The organism is Cohaesibacter sp. ES.047 (assembly GCF_900215505.1).
Taxonomy (GTDB): Bacteria; Pseudomonadota; Alphaproteobacteria; order Rhizobiales; family Cohaesibacteraceae; genus Cohaesibacter.
The window spans coordinates 2,767,929-2,788,263 of sequence record NZ_LT907844.1; the positions used below are offsets into that span (position 1 = coordinate 2,767,929).

At 53.3% G+C, this 20,335-nt stretch carries 15 protein-coding genes and 6 pseudogenes; 12 read left to right on the plus strand and 9 right to left on the minus strand.

Annotated features, from left to right (window positions below; translation table 11 throughout):
- Window positions 1-235: 235 nt before the first annotated feature.
- From CPH65_RS12635 to CPH65_RS12680, 9 genes and pseudogenes are all read left to right on the plus strand, one after another.
- Window positions 236-969 (plus strand): annotated as a pseudogene (locus CPH65_RS12635) (transposase).
- 137 nt (window positions 970-1,106) lie between these two features.
- Entirely contained in the window at window positions 1,107-1,838 is a 732-nt protein-coding gene (locus CPH65_RS12640) for a DJ-1/PfpI family protein (protein WP_172891590.1), read from the plus strand.
- 107 nt (window positions 1,839-1,945) lie between these two features.
- The gene (locus tag CPH65_RS12645) at window positions 1,946-2,674 is read left to right on the plus strand and encodes a phosphatase PAP2 family protein (RefSeq protein ID WP_096173791.1); all 729 of its coding nucleotides are present in this window, start codon (window positions 1,946-1,948) and stop codon (window positions 2,672-2,674) included.
- 329 nt (window positions 2,675-3,003) lie between these two features.
- Complete coding sequence (locus tag CPH65_RS12655) at window positions 3,004-3,186, plus strand: DUF3008 family protein (protein WP_096173792.1); 183 nt, start codon at window positions 3,004-3,006, stop codon at window positions 3,184-3,186.
- Window positions 3,187-3,219: 33 nt separating this feature from the next.
- Entirely contained in the window at window positions 3,220-4,119 is a 900-nt protein-coding gene (locus CPH65_RS12660) for a CAP domain-containing protein (protein ID WP_096173793.1), read from the plus strand.
- A 111-nt stretch (window positions 4,120-4,230) separates the two neighbouring features.
- A complete protein-coding gene (locus CPH65_RS12665) occupies window positions 4,231-5,388 on the plus strand; it encodes an AI-2E family transporter (RefSeq protein WP_096173794.1) in 1,158 nt (385 codons plus the stop codon).
- Window positions 5,389-5,728: 340 nt separating this feature from the next.
- Window positions 5,729-6,148: a PRC-barrel domain-containing protein gene (locus CPH65_RS12670; RefSeq protein WP_096173795.1), complete on the plus strand. Its 420-nt coding sequence runs from the start codon at window positions 5,729-5,731 to the stop codon at window positions 6,146-6,148.
- Between the two features lie 294 nt (window positions 6,149-6,442).
- Window positions 6,443-6,823 (plus strand): glucose dehydrogenase, encoded by a 381-nt coding sequence (locus CPH65_RS12675; RefSeq protein ID WP_096173796.1) that lies wholly within the window; start codon window positions 6,443-6,445, stop codon window positions 6,821-6,823.
- Between the two features lie 16 nt (window positions 6,824-6,839).
- Window positions 6,840-8,939, plus strand: a complete 2,100-nt coding sequence (locus CPH65_RS12680) for a PQQ-binding-like beta-propeller repeat protein (RefSeq protein ID WP_096173797.1) — start codon at window positions 6,840-6,842, stop codon at window positions 8,937-8,939.
- On the opposite strand, the pseudogene CPH65_RS24600 reads toward CPH65_RS12680, so the two are convergent.
- The 4 genes and pseudogenes from CPH65_RS24600 to CPH65_RS12705 form a co-directional block, all read right to left on the minus strand.
- Window positions 8,899-9,560, minus strand: a pseudogene (locus tag CPH65_RS24600) (transposase); the annotation flags it as partial. The gene CPH65_RS12680 and the pseudogene CPH65_RS24600 overlap by 41 nt on opposite strands.
- A gap of 16 nt (window positions 9,561-9,576) precedes the next feature.
- Window positions 9,577-10,643 (minus strand): IS630 family transposase gene (locus CPH65_RS12695; protein WP_096171592.1). Its coding sequence is split into 2 segments (ribosomal slippage): window positions 9,577-10,139 and window positions 10,139-10,643, totalling 1,068 coding nucleotides; the frame shifts between segments, so codons are not numbered across the junction.
- 145 nt (window positions 10,644-10,788) lie between these two features.
- Window positions 10,789-11,193, minus strand: a pseudogene (locus CPH65_RS24605) (transposase); the annotation flags it as partial.
- A 206-nt stretch (window positions 11,194-11,399) separates the two neighbouring features.
- Window positions 11,400-12,422, minus strand: a complete 1,023-nt coding sequence (locus CPH65_RS12705) for a LacI family DNA-binding transcriptional regulator (RefSeq protein WP_096173799.1) — start codon at window positions 12,420-12,422, stop codon at window positions 11,400-11,402.
- Window positions 12,423-12,581: 159 nt separating this feature from the next.
- Between CPH65_RS12705 and CPH65_RS24610 the strand changes: the two are divergent.
- Window positions 12,582-12,992 (plus strand): annotated as a pseudogene (locus CPH65_RS24610) (transposase); the annotation flags it as partial.
- Between the two features lie 272 nt (window positions 12,993-13,264).
- Here the strand turns inward: CPH65_RS24610 and istB are convergent.
- Window positions 13,265-13,941, minus strand: a pseudogene (istB, locus tag CPH65_RS12720) (IS21-like element helper ATPase IstB).
- A pseudogene (gene istA / locus CPH65_RS12725) lies at window positions 13,925-15,489 on the minus strand (IS21 family transposase). The pseudogenes istB and istA overlap by 17 nt, the downstream one beginning before the upstream one ends.
- Before the next feature lie 775 nt (window positions 15,490-16,264).
- On the opposite strand from istA, the gene CPH65_RS12735 reads away from it, so the two are divergent.
- Together CPH65_RS12735 and CPH65_RS12740 are read left to right on the plus strand one after the other, a co-directional pair.
- A complete protein-coding gene (locus CPH65_RS12735) occupies window positions 16,265-16,732 on the plus strand; it encodes a hypothetical protein (protein ID WP_157747667.1) in 468 nt (155 codons plus the stop codon).
- Window positions 16,733-16,872: 140 nt separating this feature from the next.
- Window positions 16,873-17,157: a HigA family addiction module antitoxin gene (locus CPH65_RS12740; protein WP_096173803.1), complete on the plus strand. Its 285-nt coding sequence runs from the start codon at window positions 16,873-16,875 to the stop codon at window positions 17,155-17,157.
- A 263-nt stretch (window positions 17,158-17,420) separates the two neighbouring features.
- Here the strand turns inward: CPH65_RS12740 and CPH65_RS12745 are convergent, their stop codons facing one another.
- From CPH65_RS12745 to CPH65_RS12755, 3 genes are all read right to left on the minus strand, one after another.
- Window positions 17,421-18,458: a 3'-5' exonuclease gene (locus tag CPH65_RS12745; protein WP_096173804.1), complete on the minus strand. Its 1,038-nt coding sequence runs from the start codon at window positions 18,456-18,458 to the stop codon at window positions 17,421-17,423.
- Window positions 18,459-18,554: 96 nt separating this feature from the next.
- A complete protein-coding gene (locus CPH65_RS12750) occupies window positions 18,555-19,517 on the minus strand; it encodes a hypothetical protein (RefSeq protein ID WP_096173805.1) in 963 nt (320 codons plus the stop codon).
- Window positions 19,514-20,299: a hypothetical protein gene (locus CPH65_RS12755; RefSeq protein ID WP_157747668.1), complete on the minus strand. Its 786-nt coding sequence runs from the start codon at window positions 20,297-20,299 to the stop codon at window positions 19,514-19,516. The genes CPH65_RS12750 and CPH65_RS12755 overlap by 4 nt, the downstream gene beginning before the upstream one ends.
- Between the last annotated feature and the right edge of the window lie 36 nt (window positions 20,300-20,335).

The window sequence follows — 20,335 nt, forward strand, 5'->3', positions numbered from 1 at the left end:
GCCGCATTTCTGTCTTTGGCGTTCATGAAACAGAGATTTCAGGAGTGCGGTTGAAAAAGGAGGTTTCCGTGTTGTCCTGAATGATTCAATTCGCGGCTTAAGGTGGTGATTTGGCCTCAAGCGGCTGGTTATTTACTTGTATATAGTTCCAAACCCCTTAGAGCCTGACCGAAAAGTAGTTGAGCGATATCAGCAGTTTGTGATTCACAGTCTTTGCGAAGAGATGAAGGATCATATGAGCTGGACTGATATTACCCGGCAGGAGCATAGCCGAAAATCAGATCAATATCCAAGCGATTTGACGGATGCGGAATAGTCCCTGTTGACGCCCCTGTTGCCACCGGCCAAGTCTGGCGGTCGACCAAGAACGACGGACCTGCGGGATGTTGCCAATGTGATTTTGTATATTGCCAGTTCCGGTTGCCAATGGGGCATGCAGCCCAAGGACTTTCCGCCAATGACGACCGTTTAGGGCTATTTCTATGACTGGCGGGATCCCCGGTTATGATGCTGGGAAAAAAGATCAAGGGCGCAAACGGCATATCATTACCGATACCATTGGCTTGATGCAATTTGTCGTCGTTCATGCCGCCGACATTAAGGATCGAGATGGAGCGCCTGATGTGCTCAAAAGCATTCGGGGCCGTTTCCCATGGCTGCGTCATGTCTTCGTTCCCTCTCGACGGCGCTTCGCTTGTCTGCCGGGCAATGGATGGCGGATATGCCGGAGAAAAATTGAGGACAGCGTTGAAGGGGCATCGTGACTGGACCATTGAAATCATCAAACGCTCTGATACGGCCAAGGGCTTTGAGGCCTTGCCAAGGCGATGGGTGGTTGAACGTACCTTCGCGTGGCTCGGGCGATGTCGCCGCCTCGCCAAGGATTGGGAGCAAAGCATCGAAAGCTCAACCGCTTGGGCATTGGTAGCCAGTATCAGGTTCCTCACCCGGAGAATTGCAAAATACTGATATCCCTCATAAAATTTAGATTCAGACCCTAAGAGGCGGTTTAGCAGCAAAAGGAGCCACATTTGCCAGTGCTTGAAAACGCCAAGGTCGTTATCTTTGCCACCAACGGATTTGAGCAATCCGAACTCATGTAGCCTATAAAACAACTAACAGAAGCTGGCGCAACCGTTCACGTTGCGACCCTGGACGGCGAAGCCATCGGAGGGTGGAAGGCCAGCGATTGGGGTGATCGTGTCGAGGCAGACCTCAAGATTTCCGACGTCAACGTCGAAGACTACATCTGTCTCGTCCTGCCTGGTGGCCAGATCAACCCTGATATCTTTCGGACCGATAAGGTGACCGTTCAGAAGGTGCGAGATTTCGTCGCCAATGACAAGATTGTCGCTGCGATCTGCCACGCGCCATGGCTTCTGATCGAAGCCGGTGTCGTTGAAGACCGCGAGATGACGTCTTACCACTCGATCCGCACCGATCTGAAGAATGCCGGCGATCTGAATGCCGTTCCCTGGGAGGCCTCCATCGAGAGATTCCAGCGTATTGGCGGTCTGATTGATCCAAGAGACGATCATGGTTACAATGCGACCTATGATGCGCAGTCACCATGGATGCTGTGGCCGTTGGATCATGTCTTCCACCAAAAGGCCTTCACAGTGGACAGGTTTGAGGTTCTTCGGAGCTTTGGCTCAGACCACTACCCTGTCGAGGCCGTGCTTTGTCACAAGCGAAGTGACAACCCGCCACCTCGGTTACAGAAGAATGACATTTCTGAAGCAAAGAAAGACATCCGTGTCGCCTTGCAATCGGGCAACGACTGGTCGGGTGCGTCATTTCGGTCGAAGCAAACCAAGCAACCAAAGATACAGCACTAGGCGCATATTGAGAGTGTTCTTCGATATACAATATATGGGCGAAAAAAAATGTTTTGGCATCCACTGTAGTGGATGAACGAGCCAATCATACTATTTAGGTACACAGCATGAAGTCCGAATACGTAATCGCACTCATTAAATGGAGCCGCCGCCACGTCGAGCTCACGACATTGTCCCTTTTGAGCGTCACTTTGGTCGCGATATGGACGCTGGCAGAATTAATTGAAGAAGTTGCCGAAGGCTCAACCCAAAGCCTTGATCGTGATATCCTCTTGCTTCTGCGAACATCTGGCGATCTATCCGATCCGATCGGCCCGTGGTGGCTGGAAGAAATGGGACGCGATCTGACGGCCCTGGGCGGGGTCGCCGTCCTTGTTCTCACAACACTTATAGCTTCTGTGTTCTTCTTGCTGCGTCACCGCTGGACGTCGATGCTGTATCTAGTCGCAACAGTAGGAAGCGGTATCGTGCTCAGCAGTATCGCAAAAGAATTCTTTGATCGCCCTCGACCCGATCTGGTGCCCCATGGGTCAATGGTCCAAACAGCCAGCTTTCCCTCGGGGCATTCCATGATGGCCGCGATTGTCTATCTGTCGATAGGAGTGCTGATTGCCCGCGTCCAGCCAGGGCTTATTCTCAAGGTCTATATCTTGATGGTCGCTGTTTTGTTGACGATTCTTGTCGGAATAAGCAGAGTTTACATGGGTGTCCACTGGCCTACCGATGTTGCTGCGGGCTGGCTCGCAGGAGGGGTGTGGGCAATGATTTGCCTGATGGTCGCCGACAGATTGGCCAAGCGCGGTCATATGGAGCACGAAGCTCACGAGGATGCCTGAGAGGGCGAGGCGGAAACAGATCTGAACGCGGCATCATGAACGCCATCATGACAAAAGCCATGGTCGCGCCCATCAGGATCGTCATGTAGGCGCGTGTTTCACTAAAAAAGATATGCTCGAGAGCGTATGTGTTCAGATACGTCAGTACGCACATAAAAAAGGTGGAGGCCAAGATCATCATTGCAAAGCGAGAGTAGTTCATTTCCTTCTCCTTCTCCTTCCTTTCATACTTGCCTGACTAACAGCGTCCAGCACTGAAAAGTTCTACAAGGAACCTTTTTTCAGCATCCCCCGTTGTCGGATTGAGACCTGACAGCGAGAGGGAACCCATGCCAGCCAAATCGAAAGCACAACAGAAAGCCGCCGGGGCGGCACTTTCCGCCAAACGGGGAGAGACAAAAAAGAGCGCATTGCAGGGTGCCGCTTGCGAAATGCTCGACTCGATGTCTGAAGAGCAACTCGAAGATTTTGCTAGCACCGAGCGCAAGGGGAAACCCGATCACAAGCGCTGAGACTTCAGCCCAACTGCCTCGAAAGGACGACCGATGGCTCTGAGACTACTCATCGCCGCTTTACTGGCCGGCACTGTTACCATGGTTCAGGCAGAGAGCGTCATGGACGGACTGCGCGAGCGTGCGCTCGAGCTCGTCAACACATCGCGTGCAGACGAAGGCCTGCCCACACTGACGGCAGGCGAAGATTTGAACGCCTCCGCGATGGCCCATGCACAGGACATGCTGAAACGAAACTATTATTCTCACACCTCCCCCGAAGGTGAAGGGCCGAGAGAGCGCTACCTTGAAGCCGGCGGCAGTGAGTGGGAACTGGTGGCCGAAAATATCGCCAAATGCACGAGTTGTCAGACGCCCCCGGACATCAACCGGGTCGAGGCATTTCACAAGGGATGGATGAACAGCGCCGAACACCGCGCCAATATCTTGCGCAAAGGGCTGTCACGGTTCGGCTTTGCGACAGCGTCGAGCGACAACGTCATCTATGCCGTTCAAACCTTCGCTGGGCCCGGCACGACGCGGGGTGATGGCACCGAAGCACTCTCCGTGGGAGACGCCACGGAGATGGCTCTCGATCAGCTCAACGCGGCCCGGTCCAAAGCAGGGTTGCCGCAGATCAAAGCCAGCGACACCCTGACAAATAGCGCCGCCAGTATGCTCCCCGAAGACCTGTCTGGATATCGCCTAAAAGACTTGAAGGGTCTATCGGAAATCGAGGGAAACTGGGCTCGACTATCCGCTGTTGCGGGAGCGTGCAGCGGATGTGGTCAAGAGTTGGTGGCAGGTGATGTGAGGAGTTTTCTGTCGGACTGGTTAAGTGAGGGGAACCCGAACCGTGAGCGGCTATTCGATAAGAACTTCACGCACGCGGGCTTCGAATTGCTAGCAGACGGAGAAGGACGCAAGTTCGGGCTCTTGCTGCTAGCAGAATGATTCCCTGAAGCATCCCGGTAGTCTCGGCGCCGCTTGACCTAGGGAATTGGTCTAATGAATCCACGCTGTTGATGTTTTCCGAGTTGTCTCACAAATAAATTAGGACGCCACATGTCAGACAAAGGCCTTTCCCCAGCAGATGGACACAGCGCATGGCATAAAGCGAACCCTTGGCTGATCACCATTATTGTGATCATTCTCTCGGGTTGGGCTCTTCGTGCGATGACGACCGTTGTGGTGCCGGTCATTCTGGCCTTTTTTCTTACGCTGATGGTTCGTCCTCTCGACAGAATGACGGCAGCGCATTTGCCTACAAGGATCGCTTGGTTGGGGCATGTTGTCGCGCTTGCTACTGTCCTGTGTGGCGTGGGGCTTTTTGTAACCTGCCTTTGGATCGCGGCGGGACAGATTGCAGATCAGTTTTCCGGGGCCGAAAAAATGCCGCTCATGTCTTGGTTGGATCTTGATATGCGTGCCGACGCAACCGCCGCACCAGACAGACAGGGTACAAATACAGAATCCAGCATACTTCTGCGAGAAACCTATACCAGCGCAGTGAAATCACTGGGAGATGCGGCATCGCAGTGGATCTCGGGATTTGCCAACAGTGTAATCAACAAGACTGGTAGGACGCTTGGAGGGGTGATTTTCGTCATCTTCCTGACCTTGCTGATGCTGGTTGAAGCTCCGCACTGGAGCGAAAAACTGGATGCGGTCGCATCTCGGCGTACAAACCGCGATATGCAGAACACCCTACGTGTCATTTCCGAGAGACTCATGCGCTACCTTGTCACCCGCACGGTGATGGGCTTATTGACAGCGGCGCTCTATGCGCTTTGGTTATGGCTTTTCGGGGTCGACCTGCTGCTGGTATGGGGATTTCTGGCCTTCCTGCTGAATTTTGTTCCCACGATAGGATCCCTCGTTGCTGGCGTGCTGCCAGTGATCTACGCGTTTGTCCAGAAAGACCCATCGTCCGCATTGATCATCGGAGGTGGCGTTCTGGTCATCGAACAGGTAATCGGTAACTTTATCGACCCAAGAGTTCAGGGACAGCAAGTGTCTGTTTCACCTCTGGTGGTGTTGATTGTGTTGGCACTTTGGGGCTGGCTATGGGGGATCATTGGCACCGTTCTGGCTGTGCCGATCACTATCACCGTAATAATCGCCTTCAGTCATTTCGATACTCTGCGGCCCATCGCGCTTTTCCTGAGCAACGAGACCTCTATGGAGGATCTGGACCGGATAGCCAACACCAAGCGCTTCTAATCTTGCTCTTCGGGCAGAATGCAGTGGGATAGCCTCAAACCGCAGCCTGGATAAGGACGCCATGATATGAGGAATATGACACATGAAAGTAAACCCCGAATAGACTAAGTCAAAGATGGCGTGCCTGTCCGTCATGGCCAAGCTGCAATTTCCCCAGAATGACCGGTAAGACACGCAATGTAGGCTTCGTAGGGTCCGGTTGATTTGACCCACACGGGAGAGTTGGATTGAAAAATACGGAACAAAATCCGGGTGTATCGGGTTGAATTGAGAGCAGCGGGTGCAGCCTGTAATTGGTGGCGCCCCGTTCTAAACCTATAATCCAACTTGGAGGAAAATTATGAAACGTCTTCTTCTTGCAACCGCCGCAGCTGCTCTTGTCTCGACACCCGTCCTCGCCGACATGATCAACTATTCCAACCTGATCCGGACCCGCGACATTACTGGCGGCACCATCTACACCATGAACGAGTCCTACGACGAGGGGTCTTGGGAAGCCGACACTTATTACACGAGTACCGCCGAAGGATGGAATGATATCGGTGAAATTGAAGATGTGATCCTTAACCGAGAAGGCAAAATGATTGGCATTGTTGCCGAAGTCGGCGGTTTTCTCGACATTGGTGACAAACATGTGATGCTACCAGTAGAGGATGTGAAGCTTGTCGCCGTTGACGACGAGAGCTATTCCTACGTCACGCGTCTTTCCGAAGAACAGCTCGAAGAGCGAGAAAGTGTTGACGAAGGCTGGTGGGACTGACGCCTCAAAACGCCCTATCCAGCACGACATTCCTACCCCCGCAGGTTTTGACCGGCGGGGGTATTTTTGTTGGCTCTGTTGCAAAAAAAACTTGAGGAGCCATCGAAGGGCCATTCTGCCGGATTTTGGCCGTGCCGGTGACGCTCTATTTCGTCTGAGACAGCAGGCGACCGGTGTTCGCATCACTGATGGCATATCACATTCTGTTTGGAACAAACCCGCCAACTCGCCGTTAGCTTAACGTGTGGCTCTCGCTGGACGCACGCATACTCGAACGATCAGAAGGAGGTTCCAATGTCCGACATCGCAACATCCCCCTCCAATCCGTCAGGCCGTCATGAAACGGTCTGGGGCGTCAAGATCCTCGGCTGGGTCTGCGTCCTTTTCGGTGCGGTCATTCTGGCTGGGGGCATCTGGCTGATCTTTCTTGGCGGAAGTTGGTATTACGGCATCGCGGGCCTTGGCCTGACGGCCACCGGTATCCTGCTGAACCGCTACATGATGGCGTCCGTCTGGCTTTATCTCGTTGTCTGGGTCGGAACGGTCGCCTGGGCTTGGTGGGAAGTCGGAGCCGACTGGTGGGCCGAGGTCCCGCGACTTGTCGCACCGACCCTGATCCTCCTTCTTGTGCTGCTCTGTATTCCAGCGCTGAAACGCCACTCTTCCAAACATTGATACGGAGAAGCTTCGGATGACACGTATTATTTCTTTCGCCACGGCCGCTATCCTAGCAGGTTCTATACCTCTTCATGCGCAGCAGGCGACCACGAACGAGCCGACACTATCCCCGCCGTCCAGCTCAACAAATGAGACCGCGCCGGAGGCGAAGTCTGCGGAACCGGATACAGCCCAAACCCAGGACGAGTTCCCGGACGCCGAGGAGGAGACCACAGCACAAACTGCCCAAAGCCTAACCGAAGACGCCCAGACGACAAGCGGCACAATCGTCACCCCTGCCCAGCCTCCGATGGAACTGGGCAGTGACTGGCCCTATTGGGGCGGAGACGCGCAGGCAACCCGCTATTCCCCACTGGATCAGATTACGGCCGAAAATGTCGGCCAGCTGGAACAGGTCTTCACCTTCCACACCGGCGATCTGCCCGAAGGCACGGCGAAAGGCAAATATTCGCCCGAAGTTACACCCCTCAAGGTCGGCGACGATCTGCTGATGTGTTCCGCAATGAATATCCTCATTTCGGTGAACGCCGCCACCGGCGAGGAAAACTGGCGCTTCGATCCGGGCGTCCCGAACGATGCGATTCCCTACGGTGCCACATGCCGCGGCGTCTCGGTTTACAGAAATCCCGACGCAGCCGAAGATGATGCCTGCGCAACGCGCGTGATTCAGGGCACGCTGGATGCCAAGCTGGTTGCTGTTGATGTTGAAACCGGCGCGCCGTGCGAAGACTTTGGGGAAAACGGCACCGTCGACTTGTGGCAGGACATTGGTGAGCGGGTGCCAGGCTGGTATGCCGTGACGGCTCCACCTGCCATCGTGCGTGGCGACGTCGTGACGGGTGCACAGGTCAAGGACGGTCAGGCGGAAGATGCGCCCTCCGGCGTGGTCCGTGGTTATGACGCCGTGACCGGGGAGCTTGCCTGGGCCTGGGATCTGGCCGCTCCCGACCAGAACCGCAATGGCCCGCCGGAAGGCGAGGTTTACACCCGGGGCACGCCCAACATGTGGACCACGGCCGTCGCTGACGAGGAGCTGGGCATGGTCTACCTACCGCTGGGCAATTCCTCGGTCGATTATTATGGGTCCAACCGTAGCGAGGTGGAGGACGAATACGCCACCTCGCTTGTTGCGCTGGATGCGACGACTGGCGAGGAGGTCTGGCATTTCCAGACTGTGCGCCATGATGTGTGGGACTACGACCTCGGTTCCCAGCCAACGCTGATTGACTATCAGGATACCCCCGCGGTGTTGTTGCCATCCAAGCAGGGCGACATCTACATCCTGAACCGCAAAACGGGTGAGCCACTGACTCCGGTCGGCGAACTCACCGATCTGCCGAAGGGCGACATTGAACCGAATTACATTTCGGATACCCAGCCGATCAGCAAATGGCACACCCTGCGCAAGCCGCCGCTCGAAGAAAAGGATATTTGGGGCTTTACCCCCATCGATCAGCTCTGGTGCCGCATCCAGTTCCGCCTCGCCAATTACGACGGGTTCTTCACGCCGCCCTCCAGTGAAAAGCCATGGATCCAGTATCCCGGCTACAACGGCGGGTCCGACTGGGGGTCGATCGCTGTCGATACGGACCGTGGGATCATTATCGCCAACTACAATGATGTGCCCAACTACAACCGGCTGGCGCCGCGAGATGAAGTGACGTCCAAACCGATCAACGAGATGGAGACCGGCGAAAGCGGCGGCACGAATGCCGAAGGTGCCGCAGACCCCCAAACCGGTGCCCCATACGGGATCAGCGTCAATGCCGGCTGGCGGAACAATGTGACCGGCGTGCCCTGCACGCGTCCGCCTTATGGTGGCATTCGGGCAATCGACCTTGAAACCGGTGAAACCCTGTGGGACCGCCCGATTGGCACCGCGCGCCGCAATGGCCCGTTCGGCATTCCCTCTTTCCTGCCCTTCGACATCGGCACGCCGAACAACGGCGGGGCAGTCGTGACTGCCGGCGGACTTGTCTTCATCGCGGCGGCGACGGACAACCTGTTCCGTGCGATCGACATTGAAACCGGCGAGACCGTCTGGTCGACCGTGTTATACCATCGAGCAGAATTCAGAACCGATATGCCCATTCTCGCAATCCGATGGACATGATGATCCAAGGTTGACCGACGGGTTTGTTCCAGGCTTCGCAACATATCGCGAGGATTTCCTCTTAGGATGAGAAGATCCGGTTGGAAAGCCAGTTTTTCCGCATGAACTGCCATATATTCTCGACCGGGTTCAATTCAGGAGACCTTGGTGGTAGCGGGAGCAATGTGATGTTGTCCGGCACGTCGAGATTTTGCGTTGTGAGAGGTAATGGGATGATCCTCCTATCCCTCAATCTCAGCTAATATAGCTTGAATTTGGCGGAAAGGCAGTTCATCCCATTACCTTTGTGTGCCAGCCGGCCTGATCGAGAATGAGGATTGCGTGGGCTCCATCAGCGACTTGGCCGGAGATTTCTTCCAAATGCCACTGCATGGCTTGGATGTTGCAAAAGGGCAGAACCAATCCAGCCCCGACACCACGGGCCGGGCAGATAGCCCCGAAGATATAGACTGACTTTGTCCTTTGATCTTTCGGTGCAACAGGGCGGGTTCCGCGCTTTGCCCAACGACGTGTGATCTTGGTTTTCTGTCCGACACGCGCCTCGTCCTGCCACCACACTTCTATCGGGGTTCCTTTCGGGAGCTTTTTGCAGATTTCTGCCAACTCGGCTGGGAAGTTTTTTTAATACCAACGGCATTTAATTCTGACCTTCTTGAGCCCATTTTCTCATACCTATTGAATGGATGATGGTTGGGTTGGCGGAGAGGCTCTTCCATGCTTGGCAACCAGCATCAAGAATGGCGGCATAGTCTTCGAAGACCCGATTGGACAGGAAGGTACCGCGCAGATACTGCCAAATATTCTCAACTGGGTTCAGTTCCGGTGATTTGGAAGGCAACAGGAGGATGGTGATATTCTTGGGCACGTTGAGTCTGCTTGTCGTATGCCATCCGGCACGATCCATCAGCACCACGGCATGAGCGCCGCGCGCCACTGTCCTTGAGACTTCTTCGAGGTGCATTTGCATGGCCTGTGTATTTGCAAAAGGCATCATCAATCCCGCGCCAACGCCACGCGCTGGACATATTGCACCGAACAGATAGGCATTTTTATATCGCTGATCGGCTGGCAGACGTGGTCTGGTTCCCTTTTTTGCCCATAGTCGGGCCAGTCCATTCTTCTGACCAAGCCTAGCCTCATCTTGCCACCAAATCTCGATGGGCTTGTTCTTTGGCAAATGGCCTACATGCGCTGCCAACGTTGCGGAGAAGTTTTTTTGAAAGCATCAATGACTTCAGGCTTTTGTTCTGGATGTTGAGGTCGACCAGATATGCGCACATACCCCATGCGGCGCAAAAGATCCCGTACTCCACGTTCCTTGTAGGAGACCCCAAACCGCTCTTGGATCACACGCACCAGATCCTGGCTACGCCAGACAGAGACGCCGTCCTTCTCAGGATCAGGACCGGTTTCAACGATAGCAACAAACTCTTCGAGCTGTTCTGGGCTCAAGCGCATGGGAGCGCCGGTTGCTTTGATGTCGACAAGACCATCGGTGCCTTGCTCATTGAAGCGAAGAACCCAATCTCGCAAAGTCTGGCGGTCCATACCGCCGACTTTGGCGGCATCAGCACGGTTCATGCCGTCATAGACAGCCGCAATGGCCAGTAGGCGGCGGCTCTGTTTGGCATTGCGGCATCCTTTGGCAAGACGGCGCAAACTATCGGCGTCAAAAGCATCGCTAAGAATCAAAGCGGCAGACATGGCAAAATCTCCTTTGCCATGTTGAATCACGCCAGTGCTAAAAATGGAATCCCTAAAGAGTCAGAACTTCACGCCCTTGGTATTATGTTTCAGGCAAGATGGGGCCCCGGATTGGTCCAATTGGAACTGCGCCCGGCCAATGCTGTTGTGTGCGTTGCCTGATCAGCATTTCTCGGGGACGCAATAAAACAGCAACGCCCTGACGTTCCTCACTCTTTACAGCAACAAAGCGCATCGTTGGACGGCTGGCCGCTTCGCAGATCGCGTCAGCATCTGCTGCATCGTTCTTTTGCCGCTTAACGAATGGCTACACATAAATTGGAGGGATCAACCTGACTTCATGGCCAAGCCGGGTAAGCTCACGTCCCCAATAGTGGGCGCTACCGCAGGCTTCCATCGCTACCAAACAGCACGGCTGATCATCGAAAAACGAACGAACTTGTTTCCGGCGCAGGCGCTTGCGGAAGATAACCTCACCCGATGCTCCTGCTCCGTGGACTTGAAAAACAGACTTCGCTAGATCAACACGAATTGTATGAACTTCTAACATAGACGCCTTCTATAGGATCAACAAAATCCCACCTTCTCACATCAGAGCCAGCGGTGGGCGTCTACAGCACCTGAGCCCTATGACGCGCCTGAACACCACTACCATGAGACAGGCACGCCTCGTGCGCAATGCATGAGCTGTAATATGGTGGAGTAGATCTACATGGGCAATAGTTGTTCCGTCACAACGCCTTTGAGTCAGAACAGCTAGGGCAGATTTTCGTTCAGATATATCTCGAGGCGTATTGTTTCCTGGCCGGCAAGCAGGGGCGTATTTTCGATAGCCGACTTCAGGATTCTCAAGGCACTTCGCACTTCATGACCCGGATCCTGATGAATGATCGCGTCAACAACACCATTGCGCAGCGCCTCGCGTGTGTGAGGCGTTAGCTCATGCGCGATGACAACCTGCTCTTTGCGCGGGCGGGCCGACACGACATGGATGATGCCACGGTTTCCCGCACCCATATTATAGACCCCGATCACATCGGGATGCGTTGTCAGGCATTTGCTCAACTGCTCTTCAACAATATCGCCATCATCTCGCCCTTCTATAACAGGCAGACACTCGAGATCAGGATAATCGCTGTGCATGACCTGTTCGAAGCCCATGCGGCGTTCCACATGGTCCCGCAACAGCATTGAACCGGCGACCAAAGCAATTTTGCCGGTTTTGCCTCCAATAAATTTGCCCATCAGCCTGGCTGCCGTTCGACCGGCAGCAACATTATCGATGCCAACATAGGCATATGATTTAAACGAAGGCACATCTGAAACCAATGTCACCACTGGAACATCGCTCTGGTTTAATCGTGCCAGCGCACCGCGAACAGAAGTGGCATCCGCGGCAACAACAGCAACTCCGGAAAAGCGTTCCGGGTTCAACCCGTCCAGCGCGGCTGCGAGCGCCGGCCCGTCAAAGGGAGGCACCTTGTATATCGATATTTCGGTGCGTTCGGTTGCTGAATACTGCCGCGCAGCCTCAATCTCGGCCTCAAGAGCGCGCATGAAGCTGTTTGTGCCTTCGGGAATGACAAAGGCAAACCGATAGACCAGCCGCTTGGACAGGTTGGCCGCAGAAACATCTCTGATGTAGCCAAGCACCGAAATTGCTGTTTCAACCTTGTTGATCGTCGTCTTACGGACACCCGGACGCCTGTTCAGCACCCTGTCAACTGTAGCCAGACTAACGCCAGCCTGTTTCGCGACGTCCTGAAGTGTTGGTCGCAAGCCAGATTACTCCCGTTTCTGTGAAAAGACCGTATCAGTTAAAGTATTGGCTTTGGCGCACCAAGGACACCAGCCCTGCACATAGAGCCTGACCGAAAAGTAGTTGAGCGATATCAGTAGTTTGTGATTCACAGTCTTTGCGAAGAGATGAAGGATCATATGAGCTGGACTGATATCACCCGGCAGGAGCATAGCCGAAAATCAGATCAATATCCAAGCGATTTGACGGATGCGGAATAGTCCTTGTTGACGCCCCTGTTGCCACCGGCCAAGTCTGGCGGTCGACCAAGAACGACGGCCCTGCGGGATGTTGCCAATGTGATTTTGTATATTGCCAGTTCCGGTTGCCAATGGGGCATGCAGCCCAAGGACTTTCCGCCAATGACGACCGTTCAGGGCTATTTCTATGACTGGCGGGATTCCCGGTTATGATGCTGGGAAAAAGATCAAGGGCGCAAACGGCATATCATTACCGATACCATTGGCTTGATGCAATTTGTCGTCGTTCATGCCGCCGACATTCAGGATCGAGATGGAGGGGGTGGATTCACATTTCAAGCGCAACACCGAAGTTTTCCGCGAAAGCCTGGAATGGGGTTTTGAATCCGAGGCATTTACGCGGTGGTAGATTCCATCGCGAAGTGCAACAGGTTTAAGCAAAACAGATTTTGGCGTCTTTTCCAAGGTCTTGCAGCAGCGCCACAGCCTTTTTGTGTCAATCGGCATTCAATATTGCCCCCTTATCGGCGCCCAAAAATGACCCCAGCCGTTCGGTGATTAGCTGGGCCGATGCTGCGTAGTCTCCACATAACGAAGCTGCGTCGGGCCAGCGTGTTTTGAGGTCATGCCCTGTTTTTGAATCTCCAGCTTTCGTTGCCGGTTTCCACGATGTCACAGTGATGAGTAAGCCTGTCGAGTAGCGCGGTTGTCATCTTTGGGTCGCCAAAGACGGAAGGTCATTCACCGAATGACAGATTGGTCGTGACAATGATGGAGGTGCGTTCATAGAGCCTGCTGATGAGATGGAATAGGAGTTGCCCCCCAGTTTGGGCAAAGGGCAGATAGCCCAGCTCATCAAGGATCAGGAAGTCGAGACGAGAGATCAAATCGGCGGTGCGCCCTTGTCGATCAGCCCTTGCTTCATTGTCCAGTTCATTGACCAGATCGACGACATTGAAGAAGCGTCCGCGCGCACCATTGCGAATGCAGGCCCGGGTGATGCTGACCGCGAGATGGGTCTTGCCGGTTCCCGTGCCTCCAATCAATACCAGATTGCGTTGCTGTGCCAGGAAGTTGCCGCCAGCCAGATCACGAATGAGTGTCTCATTGACTGGTGTTGCCTCGAAGTTGAACTCATCGACCTCCTTGGCCAGCGGCAGTTTAGCAATGGTCATCTGATATTTGATTGACCGCGCCTTCTTCTCATTGATCTCGGCATTGCGTAGATCACCAATGATTTGCTGCGTTTATGCTGGCGTTTCACCGCCGTGGAAAGAAGCTCGTCATAAGCTGCCCTCATGCCTTAAAGCTTCAATTGGCTCATCGCATCCAGGACGTGGGATCGTTCCATGGTCTTATCTCCTCAGGCTATCATATCGATTGCAGTCGGCGACTGGCTCGCAGTCCAGCCGCAAGGCATCCGGAGTTGAGATTGTAAGGGGTGGTGGTGGGTCTCGATGCCGAGCCAGGATGTTCAGGATCACGCTGGCAGAATATGTGCTCTCGGCCAGAGCTTCCACGCAGGCCGCTTCGACCGCATCCATGCCATCGGTGAGAACAGCACCAAGGATGTCGACCATTTTTCGATCACCACGGGCAGAGCTTCCAGCTTGCGTTTAACCCGCCGCATTGCAGCAGGAAGCTCCCATTCCTTAAAGGGAGCTCCGTTGCGCAAGGCTCCAGGCTTGCGGCTGAGAACCGGGATATAGTGCAACGGATTATAGATGGTTTTGCCACGTCCAAAGGAACGGACATGTTCACCGACAACCTTTCCATCCTGCCAGCACTCAATCCGGCCAGCATAGGCCCGGATCTCAACGGGGCGTCCGACGGCTCGTGCATCAACGGAATAGCGGTTGTTGTCGAAGCGGACTAAGCAGGTTTTGGAGACTGAGGCTGGCAGAGCATGGAACCCATCGAACGGGCCAATATAGGGTACGAGGCTGGATCGTTCAGCTTCGAATATTTCCCAGACTGTCCTGTCAGGAAAGTCGGGATGTTTATTGGCTTTGGCCCAAGCAATACTGCGGTCTTCCAGCCAGGCATTCAGTTCGGCATAATCCTTGAACTTTGGCCGAGGCACAAAGAAACGCCGGCGGATGACGCCAACCTGGTTCTCAACTTGGCCCTTCTCCCATCCGGCGGCAGGGCTGCAGGCCGTAGGATCAACCAGATAATGGCCACACATCTGCTGGAAACGCCGATTGAATGAGCGTTCTCTGCCCACGAAGATCGCATCAACCGCTGTCTTCATGTTGTCGTAGATGCCCCGGGCACAGGCCCCGCCAAAGAAGGCGAATGCCTTGTCGTGAGCATCAAACACCATCTCCTGCGTCTCGCGAGGATAGGCACGCACATAGGGAAAGCGGCTATAGCATAGGCGGACATGGGCAACTTTGATGGCGACGGTTGCTCCATCAAGCAGGACAACTTCATGGCTCCAGTCAAACTGGTAAGCTTCCCCGGGATCAAAGCTGAGAGGAATATAGGCGCTGGCGGATGCTTCCGAATTCTCCTTCGTCCAATGGGCCGCATAACGTCGGACCGCGTCATAGCTCCCGTCATAGCCCTTGGTACGGAGTTCCTCGTAAATCCGCACAAGGGTCAAGCGCTCCCGCTTGGGCTTGCGTTTGTTATCCGTCAGGAGTTCGTCTAGGTCAGATTGCCATGGGCCTATCTTGGGGCGGGGCTGTGACCGGCGCTCATAGTTGAATTCTGTTGCCCCAGACCGAATGACCTTGCGCACCGTATTCCGCGAAATGCGCAAGTCACGGTAGATCTGTTTGAGTGTCTTGCCGTCTTGATAATAGGCTCGTCTGATCTTTGCTATCGTTTCCACAACCAACATCCCTGATAACACTCCCCGAAAAATCCTGGGAGCATCATTGCAAAAAATTCAGGGGGGCACTTTTGGACGCCGATTACCCCAATATAGGGGTCAATTTTGCATGCCGGTTCACATATGGTGGGATTGGACCGGTTTGGGCGGGGGCAATTCAGTTTACTGTACGCGATTTGTACGGATTTCGGGAATGTTTGAGCGAAAGCTACCGATCAGCTCAGTCCAACAGAAACATGGGATTTCTGAAAACACCAATTACATCAATGAGATGTTGGTGCACCCGGCAGGATTCGAACCTGCGGCCTCTGCCTTCGGAGGGCTAAGGTTCCCCTCTAGGTCCATTGAAATCATTGGGTTTTTGTCGTGAGGTCTGTGCCCGAAACATGTCGATTTGAGGCTATTTCATGGGCCAATCATGGGCGCAGGATGCTTGCGTGTTTGTTGGGGCGGATGTCTGAATAGCCATTGCCTCGGCTCCCGCAAAACGATTGGGCTGTCTTCATGATGACCCTCACATGCGATTTCCTGCGCAGATATAGCATCAGTTTCGTTCAAACGCACGCGACAGAACAGAAGAGCCACTCCACAGGTGATCGCAATCGGGATTGGCACGGCTCGTGTTGTTGTTTCTGTTCGCACCGTTCGTTGACAGATTTTCATCTGACAATCACACACTTCCATCCTTGATGAGAAATCTCGGTCCGGGTCTTGCCGATCAATGGGCATCGGTCGGACTGATGACCTCGTCGTGACTTCCCCACCAAACATTGGAGAAATTACCATGAAAGACCTTTTTATCAGCATGGGTTCTGACGTCTGCGTCCAGAACTTTGTCGGCAGCACCGTGCAATGTCGCGAGCTACAGCCGGATGAAGTCGCCGGCGTCATTGCTGCGGCCAGAGAGCGAGGCGGAGAGATTACGGGCTTCTACAAATTTGCTTCTGAACTGTCAGACGAAAACCAACACGAGTTTCGGCAGATCCTAGTCGCGATGGAGGCAATCACCGGTGCGAGGCTGAACAGGGAATGCTTCTTTTCGGACTGGGACGATGACGATGATGATGACGGCTTTCCAAACATCAACTACATGCGGACTGTCACAGACACACAGAGCATGTTGGTCGTCGAATACTATTTTCAGCTCGATCTGAATGATCGCGACGGAGAATTACGAAAGGGAGAGCATTTTTCCGTTTCAACTGACTATATGACCTTCTATCTGTTTGAGCATGTCGCTGCTTCTCAATAGTGGGAGCTGATGATTGAATATGGTATGGAAACCCGGGCCTATCGCCCCATTCGGGTTCAACGCCTTGGGGGTGACTTGTTTTCGTACGACGGATAGAAGCGGCCGACTGGATGTGCCTTGGCGCGAGGAAGGACAGAGCAATGCAGAAAACATCGAATATCCTGATGGATCATTTGCCAAACCCTCATCCTGGTGAAGTTCTGTCGGAAGAATTTCTGAAGCCTATGAACCTGAGCCAGGATGCTCTTGCACGGGCCGTTCAAGCTCCTTGCAGTCATATTGAAGAAGTCGTTCTTGGGAAACGTGCGATTTCTGAAGATATGGATCGACGACTTGCTCGGCACTTTGGTCTGTTGGAGGGCTTTTTCCTCGGACTGCAATCTGATTATGATCTGTTGGAACACCAGCGCGATATAGTCAAATGATCTTCGCGTCATTGCTTCCGGTTCAGGAAATGCCATAGAGCAAATAATGGGTGCAGTTCCGGCCAATCTTCTCGATGTGAAAGCCAAAATCTCGGAACTTGTTCAGAGAAGCCTTGCAGACAAAGAGATGATCATCGCCAAAGGTAGGCCGCTCGTGTGACGCATCAAGTACGAAGTAGATTCCCTTCCTCGCAGGTTGGGCTTCTATAAGGCGGTTGGTCTTGCTATAGGCGCAGGGTGCTTCAGTCTGAATTCCATAGAAGCTATTGTTCCCTGATTTCTGCCAATATCTCATTCAGTTCAGCAACTGTTGCCAAGGCAAAACAGGTAAGATCGCTTGCATTGAGTTGGGGCATCTTCTTTAAGGCAGAGTGACGTCCGCTGCCTGCTGGGCTGAAACGTGATTGAATATGGCTTCTTGATGCCTTGGGAACCAACTGCTCTAGCACCCAAAGGTTTGCAGGCGAGCGCTCATCTTTTTGGAACATGAGTTCGCAAAGCTTGCCACTGGATGTAGAGAAAACATAGCGATTTGCATACACAGCTTGGTGCCCACTACCGTGCTCCTCTGCAATGGCATTCAACTTCTCCATAATTTGGGCTTTGAGTTGCATACGGGTTGAGAGTGTCCGCTTCACTCGCTTTTGCGGAGTCGTCTGCTTTGAAGGAATAGCCATACCGATGGATGAGTTCGAGGACTGTAGATGTTGTGAAGTGGTTGTCTGGGGAACAAGGCTCTTTCCCATGTGCTGTTCGGCCCTGAGGATGATTTCGGCCGCCGCCCGAGCATCTTCTTCTCCGTCGTGATGGCGGAATCGCAGGTTCAGATGCTCCTTTAGCGATGCAAGGCCGTATCCCCCATTGCCTTTCAACTCAGGCCAAGCCAGCTTGGCGATCTGGATGCTGTCACGCCAGTCCCAGTCCGGATGAGACAAGCCGTTCGCGGCACAAGCGGCGTTTATGGCGCTGCGGTCAAAACTGCTGTGTTGGAACACAGTATGCCCATCCAAATGGGGCAGAAGAAGCCTTAGCACATCTGGAAAACTTGGAGCGTCTTGAACATGAGACTGTGTGATCTTGTGAACCCAAGTGCAGCTCCAATTGTCGGTGCATGGATTGATGTAACTGGACCATGTGTTCATACGGTCATCGATGCAGACGCAAGCTATGCCGATCTGGCAAATGCTTGATCGATCATTGTTGGCAGTTTCCACGTCAAGGGCGATAAAGCGGAAGGGGCCACTGGGAAATGGATTGCACTTCAACGTGTCTTCGGAAAGGTTCTGAAAAAGATTTGGCATGTCAGCTTATTCAATCTAGGTGTGGTCTGGTCGCACGGGCTGGGTGCTTACTAGCAAGCCCGTGTCTGGTTTCATTCCAATGCTTGCTGAGCGTCGTCATGCATCTGTGGTTTCGAGGGACAGGATATGTCTAACTGCCATACCAATGAAATCTGGGAGCGGTACAGAAAGTGCTTTTGCCAATGAACGCAGTGCATCAATGTCGAGCTTTGTAGGCTTTCCACCGAGCAGGTTCTTTAGCCATTCGCGATCCACTCCGGCTTCTGAGGCAATCTGGTCTGTCTTGAGTTCCGTCAAGCTGATCAGGCTTGCTACCTTGGCTGGAAAATCAATATCTTCTTCACCCAAGACTGTCGAAGCCATTTCACTTTTGTCTCGCGTTTCTCCCGTTGGACGCTGAGGGATGAAACCTCTGCGACGGGTGAGCCATGCTTTGGCACTGGAAGCGTTTAGCAAAAAGGTTTTGGGGTCGTGTTTGTCTTCAGGCTTTTGATTGACTTTCTCCAACTTGAAGCCTTCTTTGCTAAGAGAGGTTCTCACCGCTGGGACCGTCATGTTCGCTAAGAGGGACAGTTGATGGATGTTTAGATTGTGATCCCCTTCAAATAGAAGCATTCGAGCGTAGAATGTTTCCAACATACGCCTCAAGGGCATTTCCTCAGTTTTGCTAAATGGCGTGGGATCTCCTTCCCATTTACTTTGAGGAAAGCACATTAGAAGATACTCAACTTCTCCCCATCTATCCATGTGCGTTTCAACGGGAAAGCACAGTTCCTCGACGCCATCAAGCTGATATGCATAGATATAGGCGTCGCGTGCAATGTGATAGAGATTATGGCGCCTAATATCGATCTTGGCTCGGGATTCGTCGCTCAGGTCATCTGCAGTTTCAAGTTCAGCGAAATCGATTCCGAGATAGATTTCGTCCACTTTGGAATTTGATTGATGGAGGCATGGGCCATACATTGAGAGCATTGCGGCTTGGGCAATGATAGCGTCTTTGATCTGATCCTCAATCAGTTCCCACGAGTATGGAATTTCTCCAGCTTTTTTTATCATGCTGCCACTCCTTCAAGTCGGGCAATCTGAGTTTTGAGCTTGCTTGCTGCTGACAATAGCTTCTCTGCGTTTGTTTGTCGTGAAGCCAAAGCTGGCGCTTTCCGACCTAGAAATACGGCAACTCGTTCTGCATTTGCTCCACTGGGATGAGGCATGCCTGACAATATATGGTCTGACTTCAGTCTATGCATGGTTACAAGGTGCTTTACAGCCTCTTCTGCCTTCGGACCAAGAGGTAACCACAATGCCGATGGCAAAAGATCGGCCTCCTCGGCTAGTTGGGTCTCGAGCATCTGGCGCAGAAGCGGTGTTTTTAGCATTGCTGGCGTGCCATTGTAGTTTTTGCCGTCAACAAATGTCGGATATCGTAATGCGGACGTGAAGTGAATGTCTGTTGACCCGGGTGCGAACATCTCTGAAGTGCTCACAATCCCGAAATGTTGGGCGACACCAATATGGTCAAGCATCGCAATAAGGTTGTTCCTGATGGGGCCGCTGAAACTGCCGGTCAGCTTGGCTGCCTGTAAAGTTCCTTCAAGGGTTGCGCCGTTTTTCTTGGCTAGGAACGCAGCATTCAATGCGTTGATTGCCTGCGTCATGCCAGGCGTAATGCCTACGACAACAAGTTTCGCTTTAACCGCCACGTGATCAAATGGTGCGTAGCAAATCTTGATGTTGTCTGTCTGGCCAAGAAGGAACTCTGGACGGTCCAACAAATGCTTTGATGTATCGGCTTTGATTTGCGGGAGTAGGGTTCTGGCAATGGAAAGGTTCTGTTCCAAAGTAGTATTCCTTTTGTTGCAATAAATCAGTGGCGG

Bases quoted from the DNA above. Each gene is read 5' to 3' on its own strand.
- CPH65_RS12645 (WP_096173791.1), top strand. From the start codon at position 1,946: ATGAAGTCCGAATACGTAATCGCACTCATTAAATGGAGCCGCCGCCAC.
- CPH65_RS12655 (WP_096173792.1), top strand. From the start codon at position 3,004: ATGCCAGCCAAATCGAAAGCACAACAGAAAGCCGCCGGGGCGGCACTT.
- CPH65_RS12660 (WP_096173793.1), top strand. From the start codon at position 3,220: ATGGCTCTGAGACTACTCATCGCCGCTTTACTGGCCGGCACTGTTACC.
- CPH65_RS12665 (WP_096173794.1), top strand. From the start codon at position 4,231: ATGTCAGACAAAGGCCTTTCCCCAGCAGATGGACACAGCGCATGGCAT.
- CPH65_RS12670 (WP_096173795.1), top strand. From the start codon at position 5,729: ATGAAACGTCTTCTTCTTGCAACCGCCGCAGCTGCTCTTGTCTCGACA.
- CPH65_RS12675 (WP_096173796.1), top strand. From the start codon at position 6,443: ATGTCCGACATCGCAACATCCCCCTCCAATCCGTCAGGCCGTCATGAA.
- CPH65_RS12680 (WP_096173797.1), top strand. From the start codon at position 6,840: ATGACACGTATTATTTCTTTCGCCACGGCCGCTATCCTAGCAGGTTCT.
- CPH65_RS12735 (WP_157747667.1), top strand. From the start codon at position 16,265: ATGAAAGACCTTTTTATCAGCATGGGTTCTGACGTCTGCGTCCAGAAC.
- CPH65_RS12740 (WP_096173803.1), top strand. From the start codon at position 16,873: ATGCAGAAAACATCGAATATCCTGATGGATCATTTGCCAAACCCTCAT.
- CPH65_RS12745 (WP_096173804.1), bottom strand. From the start codon at position 18,458: ATGCCAAATCTTTTTCAGAACCTTTCCGAAGACACGTTGAAGTGCAAT.
- CPH65_RS12750 (WP_096173805.1), bottom strand. From the start codon at position 19,517: ATGATAAAAAAAGCTGGAGAAATTCCATACTCGTGGGAACTGATTGAG.